The 15,981-nt window shown below is 62.9% G+C and carries 13 protein-coding genes; 6 read left to right on the top strand and 7 right to left on the bottom strand.

Going from position 1 to position 15,981, the window contains the following annotated elements; translation table 11 throughout:
• Positions 1-29 precede the first annotated feature (29 nt).
• Complete coding sequence (locus CRO48_RS14395; protein ID WP_097140535.1) at positions 30-2,849, top strand: UvrD-helicase domain-containing protein; 2,820 nt, start codon at positions 30-32, stop codon at positions 2,847-2,849.
• Positions 2,850-3,206: 357 nt separating this feature from the next.
• Here the strand turns inward: CRO48_RS14395 and CRO48_RS14390 are convergent, their stop codons facing one another.
• Complete coding sequence (locus CRO48_RS14390) at positions 3,207-4,139, bottom strand: LysR substrate-binding domain-containing protein (protein ID WP_097140418.1); 933 nt, start codon at positions 4,137-4,139, stop codon at positions 3,207-3,209.
• Positions 4,140-4,343: 204 nt separating this feature from the next.
• Between CRO48_RS14390 and CRO48_RS14385 the strand changes: the two genes are divergently transcribed.
• Positions 4,344-5,486: an MFS transporter gene (locus tag CRO48_RS14385; RefSeq protein WP_210201992.1), complete on the top strand. Its 1,143-nt coding sequence runs from the start codon at positions 4,344-4,346 to the stop codon at positions 5,484-5,486.
• Positions 5,487-5,567: 81 nt separating this feature from the next.
• Here CRO48_RS14385 and CRO48_RS14380 read toward each other — a convergent pair whose 3' ends face one another.
• Complete coding sequence (locus tag CRO48_RS14380; RefSeq protein ID WP_097140415.1) at positions 5,568-6,128, bottom strand: methylated-DNA--[protein]-cysteine S-methyltransferase; 561 nt, start codon at positions 6,126-6,128, stop codon at positions 5,568-5,570.
• A gap of 146 nt (positions 6,129-6,274) precedes the next feature.
• Here CRO48_RS14380 and CRO48_RS14375 point away from each other — a divergent pair, with 146 nt between their 5' ends.
• Both CRO48_RS14375 and CRO48_RS14370 read left to right on the top strand, forming a co-directional pair.
• Positions 6,275-7,345, top strand: a complete 1,071-nt coding sequence (locus CRO48_RS14375; RefSeq protein WP_097140413.1) for a M14 family metallopeptidase — start codon at positions 6,275-6,277, stop codon at positions 7,343-7,345.
• A gap of 141 nt (positions 7,346-7,486) precedes the next feature.
• A complete protein-coding gene (locus tag CRO48_RS14370) occupies positions 7,487-8,947 on the top strand; it encodes a phospholipase D-like domain-containing protein (RefSeq protein WP_097140411.1) in 1,461 nt (486 codons plus the stop codon).
• Between the two features lie 11 nt (positions 8,948-8,958).
• Here the strand turns inward: CRO48_RS14370 and CRO48_RS14365 are convergent, their stop codons facing one another.
• Positions 8,959-9,795, bottom strand: a complete 837-nt coding sequence (locus CRO48_RS14365; protein WP_097140533.1) for an endonuclease/exonuclease/phosphatase family protein — start codon at positions 9,793-9,795, stop codon at positions 8,959-8,961.
• 227 nt (positions 9,796-10,022) lie between these two features.
• On the opposite strand from CRO48_RS14365, the gene CRO48_RS14360 reads away from it, so the two are divergent.
• Positions 10,023-11,192: an amino acid aminotransferase gene (locus CRO48_RS14360; protein WP_097140410.1), complete on the top strand. Its 1,170-nt coding sequence runs from the start codon at positions 10,023-10,025 to the stop codon at positions 11,190-11,192.
• 19 nt (positions 11,193-11,211) lie between these two features.
• A complete protein-coding gene (locus tag CRO48_RS14355; protein ID WP_097140531.1) occupies positions 11,212-11,562 on the top strand; it encodes an ArsC family reductase in 351 nt (116 codons plus the stop codon).
• Positions 11,563-11,600: 38 nt separating this feature from the next.
• On the opposite strand, the gene CRO48_RS14350 is transcribed toward CRO48_RS14355, so the two are convergent.
• From CRO48_RS14350 to CRO48_RS14335, 4 genes are all read right to left on the bottom strand, one after another.
• Positions 11,601-12,914 carry a calcium-binding protein gene (locus tag CRO48_RS14350; RefSeq protein WP_097140409.1) on the bottom strand — a complete coding sequence of 438 codons (1,314 nt, stop codon included), beginning with the start codon at positions 12,912-12,914 and terminating at the stop codon, positions 11,601-11,603.
• 99 nt (positions 12,915-13,013) lie between these two features.
• Positions 13,014-13,673 (bottom strand): sulfite oxidase-like oxidoreductase, encoded by a 660-nt coding sequence (locus CRO48_RS14345; RefSeq protein WP_097140408.1) that lies wholly within the window; start codon positions 13,671-13,673, stop codon positions 13,014-13,016.
• 84 nt (positions 13,674-13,757) lie between these two features.
• Positions 13,758-14,666 (bottom strand): ribokinase, encoded by a 909-nt coding sequence (locus tag CRO48_RS14340; protein ID WP_097140406.1) that lies wholly within the window; start codon positions 14,664-14,666, stop codon positions 13,758-13,760.
• Between the two features lie 49 nt (positions 14,667-14,715).
• Positions 14,716-15,930 carry a DNA recombination protein RmuC gene (locus tag CRO48_RS14335; RefSeq protein ID WP_097140403.1) on the bottom strand — a complete coding sequence of 405 codons (1,215 nt, stop codon included), beginning with the start codon at positions 15,928-15,930 and terminating at the stop codon, positions 14,716-14,718.
• Positions 15,931-15,981: the final 51 nt, after the last annotated feature.

Below are 15,981 nucleotides of genomic sequence, written 5' to 3'. Positions count from 1 at the left end.
AACGCCGCAACCACAGGCCGGGCGGCTCGATGAAACCGCCAATATTTGGTCGATCCCGCACATACCGGCCCAGCCTTTGGGCGCGTCTTTTCCTGTCAGAGAAATGGAAACTGGTTCTCAGCTCATCTTCTCAGGACCGGATTAGCCTGAAATCAACACACGAAGACGAAATCCAGTGTCTTGAGATCTCGTCTATTTCGTCAACCAAGGCTCTCCTTTGGCACACGGTCGAGATCCGGTCGAAGGGCCGTATTGATGCTCTGTCCGGCCTGACGGCCAAAGCGGCTCAAACTTTATGCGACGACTTGCTGGCTTTCGTGAATCTGCACCTCGCGAACCTTATCGACTCCGACAAGGAACGCCTGCGCGAGGTCGACAGCAAGATTCGCGCGATCACCGACAGCAACAGGCAATATCTTGCTCATGCGGACGTTAGCCGGGCGATCGCGAGCGTCCCGGGAAAGGCGTCACTGGCATTGGCGCACCCGTTGTTTGATGCAGCTCTGATCCCCGGCACACTAAGAGGCTATCTGCCAACCTCATTTGCCATGCTCACCGACCCGGCTGTCCGCAGTCGCTACAACGAAAGTTTCGTTGTTCACGAGATGCAGAAGTTCGAGAAATTCTTCGCCAACCTTGGCGGATTTTCGCTTTCCCAAGAGCAGCGGGAGGCCTGCATCCGTCTCGAAGACAACAACCTGCTCGTCGCATCGGCTGGCTCAGGCAAGTCCGCAACCATGGTCGGGAAAGTCGCCTATGTCCTCGAAAAGGAGCTCTACCATCCGAGCGAAATTCTTGTTCTGGCATTCAATAAGAGCGCAGCCGATGAGCTGAAGGAACGGATCGCCAGGCAACTGAACGTAGATGAGGAGGCGTTGGAGTGCCGGGTGACGACTTTTCACGCGCTCGGCCGAGGGATCATCGAAGAGACGGAAGGCCGCCCACCTCAGCTTGCCAACTGGGTCGAGCATCCCGCCGGCGAAGCCCGTGTGATTGACAAGATCATACGCGAGCTGATGGAGGTTGATGAAGAGTTTCGCCGCCTGTGGATCGACCTTCTCTCCATTTTGCCCAAGGCCGACATTCCGGCGGAGGTCTTTGACTCGGAGGCGGACTACAATCGCTACATCGCCGATCGCAACGACAAGGGCGGTAGCACCATCGGCACACTTGCAGACGTGTATGTGAAATCCCTTCAGGAGCAACGGATCGCGAACTGGTTGTGGGTCCACTCTGTCGAGTTCGAGTATGAAAAGCAGATCTCATTCAAAGAGGAGGATGGGAGCGAGCGCTTTGTTCAGCCTGACTTCCATTACCCGCTGACCGACACATTCCATGAGCATTTCGCGATTAACGCGGATGGTTCGTCGCCTTTTGTGAACTACGCCGAGCACACCAAGGGTAAACGCGCCGGATACAAGCGCGAAGAGTTGGATTTCTTCGAGACGACCTCAGCACAGGCGCGCGATGGGACGCTGTTGCCGCATCTCGAGGCACAGCTGACAAAACGCGAAATTCCGCTGACCGAGAAAAGTGTCGACGAGATCCTCAAGGCGGTCGAGCCGGTGGTGATCACGCACTACCAGAAGCTGATCGGCGTGTGCATCAAGCATATCCGGGCTAGCCAGCTTACGCTGGAGATGCTGCTCGAGCGGGCCAAGTCCCTGCATGACAAACCCCGCGCGCAGCATTTCGCGCGTGCTGTCTGGCTGATCACCGAAGCCTATTCACGCAAGCTCGACGAGGCGAAGCGTATCGACTTCGATTCGATGATCGGCGACGCAGTGCGCCTCGTCGAGACGGGTCGCTATCAGAGCCCGTATTCACTGGTCCTGGTGGATGAGTTTCAGGATATTTCGGACCCGAGGGCCAATCTGATCAAAGCGCTCAAACACCAGAAGCCCTTCACCAAGGTTTTTGCTGTCGGAGACGATTGGCAGTCGATCTACCGCTTCGCCGGGTCGGACATTACGATCTTCACCCAGTTCGAGGCGAACTTTGGCGCCTGCTGGCAAGGGCGGCTCGAACAGACCTACCGCTGCAACCAGCTGCTCGCCGACACTGCTGCGGGCTTCGTTCAGCGCAATCCAGACCAGATCAGGAAGACAGTGCGGTCGACGCGCGCCTCCATACCGCGATCAATCCGGGTCATTCCGGTCAGCGTGGAGTGGCGAAAGCCAAGCTTCCCGAAAGCCTGTTTCCAACTGCTCGATCGCCTGAACACCTTTCTTGATGGCATTTCGAGCCAGTGGCGGCGTGAGACCGGGCAAAAGCTGAAGGTGCTGGTCTTGTGGCGTTACAACCTGTTGGATCCATTTCACGGTCAGCCCCCCGAATTTTCGGCGATCGAGGTTGCCGGCATGTCGTTTCATCGCTCCAAGGGCCTTGAGGCAGATTACACGATCCTGCTTGATGTCAGCGAGGGCGACTACGGCGTTCCCAGCCGCATCGAAGATGACGAGCTGCTCAATCTCGTTATCCCGCGCCCGGAGACGTTCGCCTACGCGGAGGAGCGCCGACTCTTCTATGTCGCGCTTACCCGCGCCAGCAGAGGGACGTTCATCCTCTGCAATAGGCGCAAGCCCTCACGCTACATTCGCGAGCTTTGCGAAATCGCCGGCAATGAGGTCCGGTTTGAAACCATAGAGGGGAAGGAACTCGACCAGTGTCCCAGTTGCCTGGTCGGGGAATTGGTTGAGCGCAAAGGTCGCAACGACACCACCTTTTACGGCTGCAATCAATTTCCTGAGTGCCGTCACACTCAGCAGTCACCTCCGGCGGCACCTCATCGACAACAAGCGGGCGAGGCCGGAGTTGTCGAGACGGTCAATCGGGCAAGAGCCTTCTAGCGCTGCTTGCTTTGATCGTAGCCATGTTCTCACTTCCGTCCCACGCGCGACGGTCCAGTGACAATCGACGGCTTTGATGATAGGACTACGTAGTGAAATCGGCGGGATGCACGGATCGAGTCGGATTGTTTCCTGCGTTCCTCGCTTGACGATAGATCCCGAAAGTACGGTTTTTCGGGGTATTCCGGAAAAATCCAATAATTTCAAAAGCCAGCGGTTTTGCCGGGATGGCTGACGGTATATCGCCGCGAAAAATATTTTTAATGACGATATTTCAAGGCGTTATGCTGCCAATCAATAATCGAGTGGGAATGATGCTGCGACCGGCATAGACCCGGCCCTACGGCCGTTGAACCACTAGAAAGAAGGGGCAGTGGCTCTGGCCTTGGCCGGTGCCACCGCCTTTTCTGCAAAAAGCGCCTCGACCATGAAGTCGATGAAAACGCGCAGTTTCGGTGCCAGATGCTTGCTCGACGGCCAAAGCAGCCAGAAGGTTCCCTGGTGCTCGACATGCGCGTCCAGTACCGAAACCAGTTGGCCCCGTTCAATGGCCCGACGCACCATGAAGTCCGGCAGGCACGCGATGCCCAGGCCCGCCACCGCCACGTCCATCAAGGCAGCGGATGTGTTGCACACCATAGATATCGGCAGCGTCGGTTCCGGCGCGCCTTCCGTGCCCTTCAACGGCCACGGCTCCAGTTTTCCGGTTGAGGGAAACTTGTGCTGCAAGCAGGCGTGACACTCCAGATCAGCGGGAACCTCGGGCATTCCGTGTCTCGCCAGGTAGTCCGGCGAGGCGACCAGTATCAGCCGGTAGCTGCCCACCGGGCGAGACATGAGGCGCGAGTCGGTCGGTTGGCCGGTACGCACCACCACGTCGAAGCCTTCCTCGATCACGTCCACCAAACGATCCGAGAAATCCACGTCCAACTCGATGGCTGGATAGCGACGCATGAAGGCAGTGATCGCGGGCACGACCAGCATCCCGACCAGGGGCAGGCTGATGCGCAGCCGCCCCCGCGGCGCTTGCTGCGTCTCGGAGAGTTCCAACTCGGCTGCTTCGACTTCGCACAGGATGCGCCGGCAGCGTTCAAGGAATAGCGCGCCCTCGGCGGTCAGCGTGATGCTGCGCGTGCTGCGGTGAAACAGGCGCACGCCCAAGCGCTCTTCCAATCGGCACACGCTTTTGCCCACAGCCGACGAGGATACGCCGAGGATGCGCCCCGCCTTGGAAAAACTGCGGGTCTCAGCCGCCTGCACGAAGAACGAGATGCCATTGAGAGAGTCCATGGTTCCGCTATTTAAGAATATTTGTCCGATATGTTTTGAACATTGGCATTATTGTCTTGCATTGGGAACACCTCAATATGACGGCCTACTTCAATTCGTGCCGGTTGAGTGCCAGTTGCGCACGCCGTCGGCACCCGAAAAGGCAGATTCATGGCAATTTCGACAACGACTCTCGATAGCGGCGCACAGGCCGCACGCCTTCCCATGGCATCGCTGCTGGCACTGGCAATGGCAGGCTTTGTCACGATCCTGACCGAAGCCCTGCCAGCGGGCCTGCTGCCGCAGATCAGTGCCGGTCTGGAGATTTCCGAGGCACTGGCCGGGCAACTGGTCACGTTCTATGCCATCGGTTCGCTGGTGGCGGCGATTCCGCTGACCGCCGCCACGCAGGGCGCGCGTCGCCGCCCGTTGCTGCTGGCCGCCATCGCGGGTTTCGCCGTCGCCAACACTGTCACGACGTTTTCCGGCAGCTATGTTCTGACGATGGTGGCGCGTTTCCTGGCGGGAGTGTCGGCCGGGCTGCTATGGGCACTGCTGGCGGGCTATGCCGCGCGCATGGTGCCCGAGCACCAGAAGGGCCGAGCCATTGCCATTGCCATGGTGGGCACGCCATTGGCGCTCTCGCTTGGCGTACCTGCCGGCACTTTCCTCGGAAACCTTGTGGGCTGGCGGATGTGCTTCGGCATCATGAGCGGGCTGGCGCTGGTGCTCATGGTGTGGGTGCGCATCACGGTGCCGGACTTTGCGGGACAGGCAGCGGGCAAGAGGCTCTCGCTGGGGCATGTGTTTACCGTGGCCGGCGTGCGCCCGGTGCTGTTTGCGGTGCTGGCCTTCGTGCTGGCTCACAACATCCTCTATACCTACATCGCCCCGTTCCTCACGGTGGCAGGCATGGCCGAACGGACGGATCTGGTGCTGCTGGTGTTCGGCGTCACGTCTCTGCTGGGCATCTGGATCATCGGCGTACTGATTGATCGTCATCTGCGTGCGCTGACGCTTTCCAGTACCGTCTTGTTCGGCCTGTCAGCCTTGGCCTTTGGAGTGACAGGCGAAATACCCAGCGTCATCTATGCCGCAACGGCGGCCTGGGGCTTGGCCTACGGAGGCGCTGCGACACTGTTCCAGACAGCCATCGCAAAGACGGCTGGGGAGGCGGCCGATGTGGCACAGTCGATGCTGGTCACGGCCTGGAACATGGCGATTGCGGGCGGCGGCATCATCGGCGGCGCTCTGCTGGGTCTCTTCGGCGTCTCCGCGTTCTCGCCCGCACTGCTGGCGCTGCTGGTCCCAACGCTGGCCGTGGTTTGGGCGGCTAAGCGCCACGGCTTTCCAGCGGCGCGGAGGTAAGACCAATGGTCGATGATGGCGGGGTCCTTCCGGTTCTGTGATCCTGGAACCGGACAGGCTGGCCGGCGCGCCCCAGCCCGGCTAGAACCCGAACGTCTGCTGTGCCGGCTCCCGCGGGGCAAAGGTGATGCCCTCCAGCGCCAGCATCCTGAGCTTTGAGCCGGCGCCGCCGGGGGCGGAGAAGCCGCCGACCTTGCCTCCGGCGGCGAGCACGCGATGGCAGGGGATGATGAGCGCGACGGGGTTCTTGGCCATGGCCTGGCCGACGTCGCGCGCGGCTTCGGGACCGGCGCCGAGGTCACGGGCAAGGGCGCCGTAGGTCGTCGTCTGCCCCCAGGCGACACGCCGGGCGGCACCATAGATCGCCGTGAAGAAAGGGCTCTGGCCGGCAAGGTCGAGCGGGACGCCGGAGAAATCGACCGCTTCGCCGGCGAAATAGCGCCGGACCATCGCGACGGCCTCGGCGATGGCAGGTGCCGGATCCGCCGGCTCGGCGGACGGCAACCGGCGCATAAGCAGACGCCGTGTCGTCTCTGGATCGTCGGCCGGCAGCTGGAAGCGCAGGACGCCGGTGCGGCTCCAGGCGATGCCGCAAGGACCGCCTGCCGTTTCAAAGATCAGGTAGCTGCACGCGCTCGACATGATCCAGGCTCCGCTTCGTTTACCTAAGATCGTCCCTTGCCGGCGCCAGTTCAACCCGATTCCGGGCGCTCGAAAAATGCGTGCGGACTTGCACCGATTGCAATCAATCCCCATAACCGCGGCAAAAGACTTTGCGAGGAGACATCGTGGACGTTACCGAGATCACCCTTGCCGGCGACACGCCCGGCCTCGAATGGCGGCTTCCCGTGCTGCGTTTCACCGGCACCGTTGCGGATGCGCCGAAGGTCTACATCCAGGCGGCACTGCATTCGAACGAGCTGCCGGGCACGGCTCTCATCCACTTCCTTTGCGCGCGGCTGCGCGAGGCGGAAGCGGCCGGCGCCGTCCTGGGCGATATCACCATCGTGCCGCAGGCCAATCCGATCGGCGCGGCACAGGCGCATTTCGGCGAGATGCAGGGCCGCTTTGATCTAGCCTCGCGCACAAATTTCAACCGCGATTTTCCGCTCGTCCCCCTTTCGGAGCGGGACGGGCTCCTGAAGGACTTCGATCAGCAGACGGCGGTGAACCGGCTGAAGCGGACGTTGCTTCACATGGCGCTCGGCGCCGAACTGGTGCTGGACCTTCATTGCGACGACGAATCCGTGCAATACGCCTATATCGACGAGGCCTTCTGGCCAGAGGCGGCAGATCTTGCGAATGCGCTTTCGATGGAAGCGGTGTTCCTGTCGGACGGCGAAAGCACCGCGTTTGAGGAGGCAGTCGGCTATGCCTTCAAGCGCCAGGGCGGCGAGAAGCAGGCCTCCGTTCCGGGACGGCTGGCGGCTACCGTCGAGTTGCGCGGGCGGCGCGACGTCTATCCTGAGAGTGCAACAAAAGACGCCGATGGGCTGTTTAACTTTCTCGTCGCGCGCGGCGTGATCGCCACGCCACAAGGCGGGCCGCTGCTGCCCGCTCAGGCATTTTCCGGACCGGCCGTTCCCCTCGACAACATCGAGATGGTGCGGGCGATGGAGCCTGGCACGGTGCTGTTCCACCGTGACATCGGCGACACGATCGAGGCTGGCGACCTGCTTGCAACGCTCGTGACACGGCCGGGGTTTGCTGACGGTTCGATCGAGGTTCGGGCCGCCCAGCCCGGTCTGATCGCGACGCGGACCTCCGACCGGTTCGTGCGCCGCGGCGACGACCTAATGAAGATTGCCTGCCGCGAACGCACCCGCGCCGATCGCGCCCCTGGAACGCTGGAAGACTGAGCCCCCGCGCGCAGGTCGGCGTGATAAGACGTTGAATCTGCGCGCAATCCCTCCTTAAAATCGATACTGATTTTCTTTGCCGATACGCTAAGGTGGAGGGACAATAGCGTTCAACCTTCAGATGGTGACCGGCGGAACGGAATGCTGCAGACGATCTCCGACTACTGGCCGCATGTCCTGGTCGTGCTTTCGATCGTGCTCGGCACACCGGCTGCAATCCACGCGACGATGACCAAGGAAGAGGTGCGCGCAGCGATCGGCTGGGTCGGCGTCATCCTGCTGTCGCCGATCCTTGGCGCGGTCATCTACTACGTCGTCGGCATCAACCGGATCCGGCGCAAGACGCTGACGCTGCAGCGAGCCGGCGCGATCACCAGGAAGGGCCACCACACCGTTCATCACGACGTGTCCGGAGAGACAGTCTACAGCCGCTACGGCGGCGCCCTTTCGGCGATGAAGCACTTGGGCGACAATGTCAGCCGCTTCGCGCTGACCTCCGGAAACCGCATCGCGGTTCTGGAAACCGGCGACATCGCCTATACGGCGATGCTCGATGCGATCAACGGAGCCCGGCGCAGCATCCTGCTCGAAACCTACATCTTCGACCGCGACGGCATGGGTTTGCGGTTTGCCTCCGCCCTTTCAGCAGCGGTGGCGCGCGGGGTGAAGGTGCATGTGCTGATCGACGCGGTCGGTGCCCGCTATTCGACGCCCAGCATCATGCAGACGCTCAAACAGGGCGGCGTCTCCACCCGCGTCTTCAACGGCAACATCGTCATGGGACTGCGGCTGCCCTACGCCAATCTTCGGACGCACAGGAAGATCCTGATCGTCGACGGCGCCGTCGCCTTCACCGGGGGGCTCAACATACGCGCTGCGTTCGCCCGCGAATTTTCCGGCGATGACGAAGCCAAGGACACGCACTTCCGCGCGGAAGGACCGATTGTCGGCGATATCTTCCACGTTGCCTACGAGGACTGGCGATTTTCCGGCGGCGCCGCGCTCGATGGCGAGGCATGGCAACTGGCGCCGCCGAAGGCTGAGCCCAACGCCGCGCTGTTCGCGCGCGCCGTCTCTTCCGGCCCCGACAGCAGCCTCGAAGCCAACCAGCGCATGCTGATGGGGGCGATCTCGGTCGCCAAGAGCCGTATCCGGATCATGTCGCCCTATTTCCTGCCTGAGAGAGACCTGATCAGCGCGCTTGCGACGGCGGCGCGCCGCGGCGTGGCCATCGACATCGTCGTCCCCGGGACCAACAATCTCAAACTGGTCGATCTTGCAATGACGGCGCAGTTCGACCAGTTGCTCAAGGCCGGCTGCAGGATCTGGCGCGCAGGCGGCGCCTTCAACCATTCCAAGCTGACAGTCATCGACGGGGTCTGGTCCTACATCGGATCCTCCAATCTCGATCCGCGCTCGCTACGCCTGAACTTCGAGATTGACATCGAGGTGTTCGACACGTTCTTCGCAGCCGAGATCGAAGCGCGCATCGGCAAAGCGCTCAGGACGGCGAAGGAGGTGAACCTGCAGGCTCTGCGGGCACGCCCCTTCTCGCGGCGGCTGATCGAGCGGATCACCTGGCTGGGCTCGCCCTATCTTTGAGATCGCGCCCTTTACCGAACCGCTTCCGCCGTCGCCCCGACGCGATGCGCGTTGCCGTAGGAACGGTCCCAGATCGACTGAAGATCGATATGCGCCTTGATCGGCAGGTGATCGGAGGCGACACGGGCAAGCGGACTGTCGTGAACTTCGACAGCGGCCACGAGATCGTGCGGGTGGCCGAGCACGCGATCCAGCGCCAGAACGGGAAAGCGCGAGGGAAAGCTTGGAACTGCGCCGGCAGCGGGATCGAACACGGGAGCGAGCGGCGACAGTGAGGAGCGACGGCCGACGCGCCATTCGTTGAGATCGCCGATCAAAACGGTCGGCATCTCCTCCTCCTGGGCCACGGAGGCCAGCACCGCCTTGGCCTGCAGTTGCCGCGACCGCTTGAGCAGGCCGAAATGGGCGGCGACCACGCGCAGCCTGCCATTGGGGAAATCGAAATTCACCACCAGCGCCCCGCGCGGCTCCACGCCCGGCAGTTTCAACTGGCGCACGTTCAGGACGGTGCCCTTGCGGATCATCAGCATGTTGCCATGCCAGCCGTGGCCGCTGGTCGAATGCGTCATAATGGGAACCGGGATGAGGCCACAGTCCCGCTCAAGCGCCGTCAGATCCAGCAGGCCGGAGCGCGCGCCGAAGCGTTTGTCGGCTTCCTGGATCGCGATCACATCGGCATCGATCTCCGAGATGACAGCCGCCACGCGGTCCGGATCGAACTTGCGATCGACGCCGACACATTTATGGACGTTGTAGGAGGCGATGACGGTGTCGCCGCCGTCGCGATTGGCGGAGAACGGCCGGTGCCCACGGCGATTGCGGATCGCCGCCAGGGCGGCGGAGCTCATCTTTTCGTTCAGTTTCTTCAACAGCCCTTCCTTCGCAGGGGCGCGCAGGCAAGGCAGAACATAGGGTAGCCCCTTCCTCGCCGCAACCGCGTGACGCAGGTCCGTCGGCGAAAATGAATGAGCGTCCCCCTCCGGATTACAGGTGCGGTCCAGCAAGTTCAGGCTCGAAATTGGGGCGGATTTCGCATAAACGATCACAAGCCAAACCCAGTCGAAGGGGTCTCATCATGTTCGAAACGCTCAACCGCCAGCCCGATGATCCGCTTCTCGCCCTGATCGGGCTCTATCGCGCCGATGCCAGGGCCGGAAAGGTGGATCTGGGTGTCGGCGTCTACCGTGACGAAGAGGGCGCGACGCCGATCTTCCGCGCGGTGAAGGAAGCCGAACGCCGGCTTGTCGCTGGCCAGGCGACGAAATCCTATGTCGGGCCCGAAGGCGACCCCGTGTTCCTCGAACGGCTCTGGGAGCTGACGACCGGTCCTTCCGGACGCGACCGGGCCGTCGCCAGCCTGCAGACGCCCGGCGGCTCGGGCGCTTTGCGGCTTGCCGCGGACCTGATGGCACGCATGGGCGTGACACGGATCTGGGTCGGCGTGCCGACGTGGCCGAACCATCCGGCAATCTTCAAGGTCGCCGGACTGGAGGTCGTCTCGCACCCGTTCTTCGACGTTCCGTCCCAGTCGATCCTGTTCGACGAGATGATGGAGGCTCTGAAAACGGCAGAGAAAGGGGACGCGGTGCTGCTGCATGCCAGCTGCCACAATCCGACCGGCGCCGTTCTCACTGCGGACCAATGGCACGCGCTTTCGACGCTGATCGCCGAGCGCGGCCTGCTGCCGCTGATCGACAGCGCCTATCAGGGTTTCGGCAGGGGGCTGGAAGCGGACCGGGCGGGCCTCTGCACGGTGCTAGACGCCGTCCCGGAGGCCCTGCTTGCGATTTCCTGCTCCAAGAATTTCGGCCTCTACCGCGAACGCACCGGGGCGGTGTTCGCCGTGACGGCGACAGGGGATATCGCCCTTTCGGCCCGCTCCAACCTTGCCGCGCTGGCGCGTACCGCCTACTCGATGCCGCCCGACCACGGGGCCGCGATCGTCAGCGAGATCTTGGGAGACGACGTGCTCAAGGCCGACTGGATGGCGGAGCTCGACGTGATGCGCGGCCGTGTCGCCTCGATCCGCCAACGCCTCGCTGCCGGGCTTTCGCGCCGGTGGCAGGTCCTGACAGCGGTCGCCGAACAGGAGGGCATGTTCTCGCTGCTGCCGCTTGCCGAAGAGGACGTGTTGCGGCTTCGCGCCGAGCACGCGATCTACATGCCCGGCTCTGCCCGCATCAACATCGCCGGCCTGAAGAGCGCCGAGGTCGATGCGGTGGTCGAAAAGTTCCTCAGCCTTTGAGCCGAAAGGAAACATGGAAATGACCGTCAGGATCTACGGCATCAAGAACTGTGACACGATGAAGAAGGCCCGGACCTGGCTCGACACGCACGGCATCCCCTATCTCTTCCACGACTACAAGGCGGAGGGAATCGACGCCGCATCGATCAGACGCTGGATCGACGAATTGGGCTGGGAGACGGTCCTGAACCGGTCCGGCACCACCTTCCGCGCGCTTCCCGAGGCGGAGAAGGCCGATCTCGACGCCGAAAGGGCGATTGCGCTGATGGTGGCGCAGCCATCGATGATAAAGCGACCGATCCTCGACGTGGACGGCCGCTATCTTGCAGGCTTCAAGCCCGCAATCTACGAAGACACGTTCCGACGCTGACGGGTCTGCGCGCTGACGCCGCCGGGGGCATGGCGCCGTCAGATGATGAAGAAATCTGCCGCCGTCATTGCCAGGCCGTCGTCAAGCGTCGCGAACAGCACGCGACCGCCGGACGCCTTGCCGTTGTAATCGTAGTAGAGATTGCCGGCGTCCTTCTCGTAGATGATGCGGTGCGAGGCGTTTTCCGCGCAGCCCTTGTCATTGGCCACGAACTGCGATGCCGAGAGCGTTCCGATGCCGCTCAGCTTGGTGAAGACCGCGTTCTCCAACTTGATCGTGTCGGCGGCGACGTTGAAGTCCTCGATCTCATCGACATTGTACGCAGCGCTGAGTTTCGTGTTGAAGACGAAGTAGTCGCTGCCGCCGTCACCGCGCAACTGGTCGTTGCCGAGGCCGCCTGCGAGATAGTCGTTTCCTCCGTCTCCGCGCAACCAGTTGTCGCCGTTGCCGCCGGTCAGGCTGTCGGCATAGGCGGTGCCGCGCACGCCCTCGATGCGGCTGAGGGTGTCCGTCTTGCTGAAGCCGTCGATCGCCGTTCCGGCCTTGAGGTCCACCGTCACGCCGATGGCGCGACCACCGTTGCTCTGGTCGCGATGATAGCTGACGGTGTCGAAGCCACCACGGCCGTCGATGACGTCCCGCCCACCGACGCCCTGGAAATCCTCGTCCCTGGCCGACCCCTTCAGCATGTCGCGAAACTGGGTACCCCGGAAGGTCTCGAAATTCTGGAACTGCTCGGTGTTGCCGTAAGGGTCCACCACTGTGCCGGATGCCGCGTCGAGCACGACGCCGCCAAGCGCATTGGGATTGAAGCGCGCGTCCTGGAAGCTGAGATTGTCCCAGCCGGTTCCGCCGTCGTAGCGGTCCCTGCCCTCACCGCCGATGACGAAGTCGTCGCCGCCCTTGGCGTTGATCGTATCGTTGCCGGCGAAACCCTCCAGATCGTCGTTTCCGGACGACCCGTTCAGGATGTCGCTGCGGTTGAGTATCCAGGACTGGAGGCTCCACGGATCGAAGACGGTCGCCGCATCCTGCAGGGCCTCCAGCGACAGGCTGAGTCCCGTGAGCGTCGATACCAGCGTCGTGCCGTTCGACTGCAGCAACTCGACCTTCGTCACCGTCCCGCCGGTCGCGTCCCCGCCGCCATCGAAGGTGAAGCCGGAGCCACTGAAGCGCAGCTTGAGGCCGTCATCGAGCTGCAGGGTATAGCGCGTCGACGAACTGCCGATCACCGTCGCCGAAGACAGATCGACCAGTTCGCCGAACATCGGATTGTAGTTGAAGCCGGCAATGGCAGGGCTGTAGTCCTGGGGATACTTGCCACCGGGAAAATAGACGGTGTACGTCGCCATCGGGGGCGCCCTCCATTTTAAAAGAAGGCGCTAATATACTGATCCCTCGTGAACCTGTCGACAACGGGAAGAATAGCTCCTACGAGCTAGGGACAAAGCTCAATCCCCCGAATAGCGCTCCTCGGTCCAGGGATCGCCCCGCATGTGATAGCCGTTGCGCTCCCAGAAACCCGCCCGGTCGCCGACCAGGAACTCGATGCGGTTCACCCACTTGGCACTTTTCCAGAAGTAGAGGTGGGGCACCACGAGGCGCACCGGGCCGCCGTGCTCCACCGACAGGGGTTCTCCCTCCCAGTGGGTGGCCAGAATCGCGTCCTCGACGGCGAAATCGGCAAGCGGCAGGTTGGTGGTATAGCCGTCATAGCTCGACAGCATGACATGGCTCGCCGACGGCTTCGGCATGACGAGATCGAGCAGGTCATGCGTGGAGACCCCCTGCCAGCGATTGTCGTAGCGCGACCATGTCGTCACGCAGTGGATGTCGGACTGATTGTTGGTCTGCGGCAGCGCCTGAAAGGCGCGCCAGTCGAGCGAAGCCGGGCTATCCACCTCGCCTGCGATATCGAGCCGCCAGCTCTCGGGCCGGACGACCGGCTGCTGACCGAGATCGAGAACGGGCCAGTTCTTCACCAGATGCTGGCCCGGCGGCAGGCGATCCGTACCCTGCCGGCTGATCCGGCCCGTCAGAAAGCGGCCCTGCTCGGCCCAGCGGCGCTTCGTCTGGGTAAGTTTGGTCTCCGGGGCCTCGTCTTCGCTCATCGCCTCTCTCCTTGCCGCAGCGCAACAAAAGGTAGGCCGCAGCACCCGCGTTTCAAGAAAGGTTCCACCTGCGCATGAACAAGGCTAGCTTGCCGACACCAGGGCATCGACCGCAGCAGCATCGGGTATCGAGGGCTGGGCGCCGCGCTTGAGGCACGCCAGCGAGCCGGCGACGGCCGCGCGGCGCAGGCAGTCGGCAAAGGGAAGGCCGGCATCGAGCGAGGCAGCAAGATAGCCACAGAAACTGTCGCCGGCACCGACAGTATCCACCGGCTCGATCTTCAGGCCGGGGGTGCGAAAAACGTTGCCCTTGCGGATGGCGATGACCCCGTCGGCGCCGAGCGTGACGATCAGCGTCTGGCCCGTGCGCTCATGGATCGCGCGCATTTCGGCTTCCCGCGCCGCGTCCGACAGGTTCTGCTTGCCGGCGAAAAGCTCGAACTCGGTTTCGTTGGTGACGACGATATCGGCCTTGGCACCCAGCATTTGGGCATCCGACGTCAGCGGCGCGAGGTTGATGACCGACGTGACCCGCCGCGCCTTTGCCGCGTCGAGCGCCGCCTCCACGGCTTCCGGCGGCACTTCCAGCTGCAGCATCAGGACGTCGCCCGCCGACATCTGCGAGACCGCAGCCTTGGCGTCCGCAGCCGTGACGTCGCCGTTGGCCCCGGCCACGACGACGATAACGTTCTCGCCGTCGTCGCTGACGAGGATGTGGGCCGTGCCCGTCGGCTCGTCTGCGACCTTCACCAGGTCGAGGTTTACCGCGGCCTGCGTCAGCAGCACCAGCGATTCGGCTGCGAAGGCATCGCCGCCTACCGCACCCGCCATCCGTACGGTCGCGCCCGCACGCCGGGCCGCCAGCGCCTGATTGGCGCCCTTGCCGCCGGCCGCAGTCGTGAACGTATGTCCGCGCACGGTTTCCCCCGGCTTCGGCAGACGCTCGGTCGTGGCGATGAGATCCATGTTGATGGATCCGAAGACGGTGATCATGGGGACGCGTTCCTCAGCGGTTTTCTTCGGCCGACACTGCCCGAGACGATCAGTCCTCGTCAACCACTCTGAGCTTCAATTGGCCGGTGCGGCTCTCGACCCCTCGCTCGGCCGGTTGCTGCGGCTGGACCGAGGCGGACGCGGCTGCGGTTTCGAACTCCATCTCGCCGATGCGCGCGCCCCGGCGGGCGAGCTTCTCCGTCGAGGTAAGGATCTGGTCCACATCCTTCTGTGCCGAGGTGAAATGGCCGTGCAGCTTGCGAACGCGGTCATCGAGACGTCCGAGGTCCTCCATCAGCCGGACCACCTCACCCTGGATAACGTGCGCCTGCTCGCGCATGCGCTGGTCCTTCAGCAAGGCCTGAAGCACCTGTATCGACAGCAGCAGGAGGGAGGGCGAGACGATGACGATGCGGGAACGATGGGCCTTCTGGACAATCGCCTCGAAGTTCTCGTGGACGGCCGCGAAGATCGATTCCGAGGGAACGAAGAGGAAGGCGGTGTCCTGCGTCTCGCCCGGGAGAAGGTACTTCTCCGCGATGTCACGGACATGGACCTCCATGTCACGGCGAAACTGCTGGGCTGCGGCCTTCGACGCCTCGGCACTCTTGGCCGCGCCCATGGCGTTCCATGCCTCCAGCGGAAACTTGGCGTCGATCACCAGCGGCGGCTGGCCGTTCGGCATGCGGATGACGCAATCGGGACGGACGCCGTTTGCCAGTTGCGGCTGGAATTCGTAGGCACCCATCGGAAGGCCGTCCGCGACGATCGCCTCCATGCGCGCCTGCCCGAACGCACCCCGCGTCTGCTTGTTGGAGAGAATGGCCTGCAGGCCGACGACGTCTTTGGCCAGCGACTGGATGTTCGTCTGCGCGGTGTCGATCACCGCCAGCCGCTCCTGCAGCCGGCGGAGGTTCTCATGGGTGGCGCGCGTCTGCTCGCTGATCGACTGGCCGAGCCGCTGCGTCAGCCCGTCGAGCCGCTGATTGATCGACTGGTTGGTCTCCGCCTGCCGCGCGCCAAACACCTCGGCCATGGCCGCGACACGGCCCTGCATCTCGTTTTGCGCCCGTAACAGCTCCGAAAGCCGCGCGTCGGCTACGGCCGATGCCTGCTGCCGAATACGCGCCGAACGGCGAGCGACATAGAAGATGCCTAGCAGCACGGCCGCCGCCAGAATGCACAGAAGCTGCAGGGCCGGATCCCGCGACAGGGCATCCACCAGCCGAATCAGCGTTTCCTTGAAAGAGAATTGCGGAGTCATGGCGCAAACATACCAGTATTTGCGCCCGAAGATAGATCATAACGTGAACAG

The sequence above is a fragment of the Rhizobium subbaraonis genome (assembly GCF_900220975.1).
GTDB classification, from domain to species: domain Bacteria; phylum Pseudomonadota; class Alphaproteobacteria; order Rhizobiales; family Rhizobiaceae; genus Mycoplana; species Mycoplana subbaraonis.
This window is presented reverse-complemented; position numbering and strand designations above follow the sequence as displayed.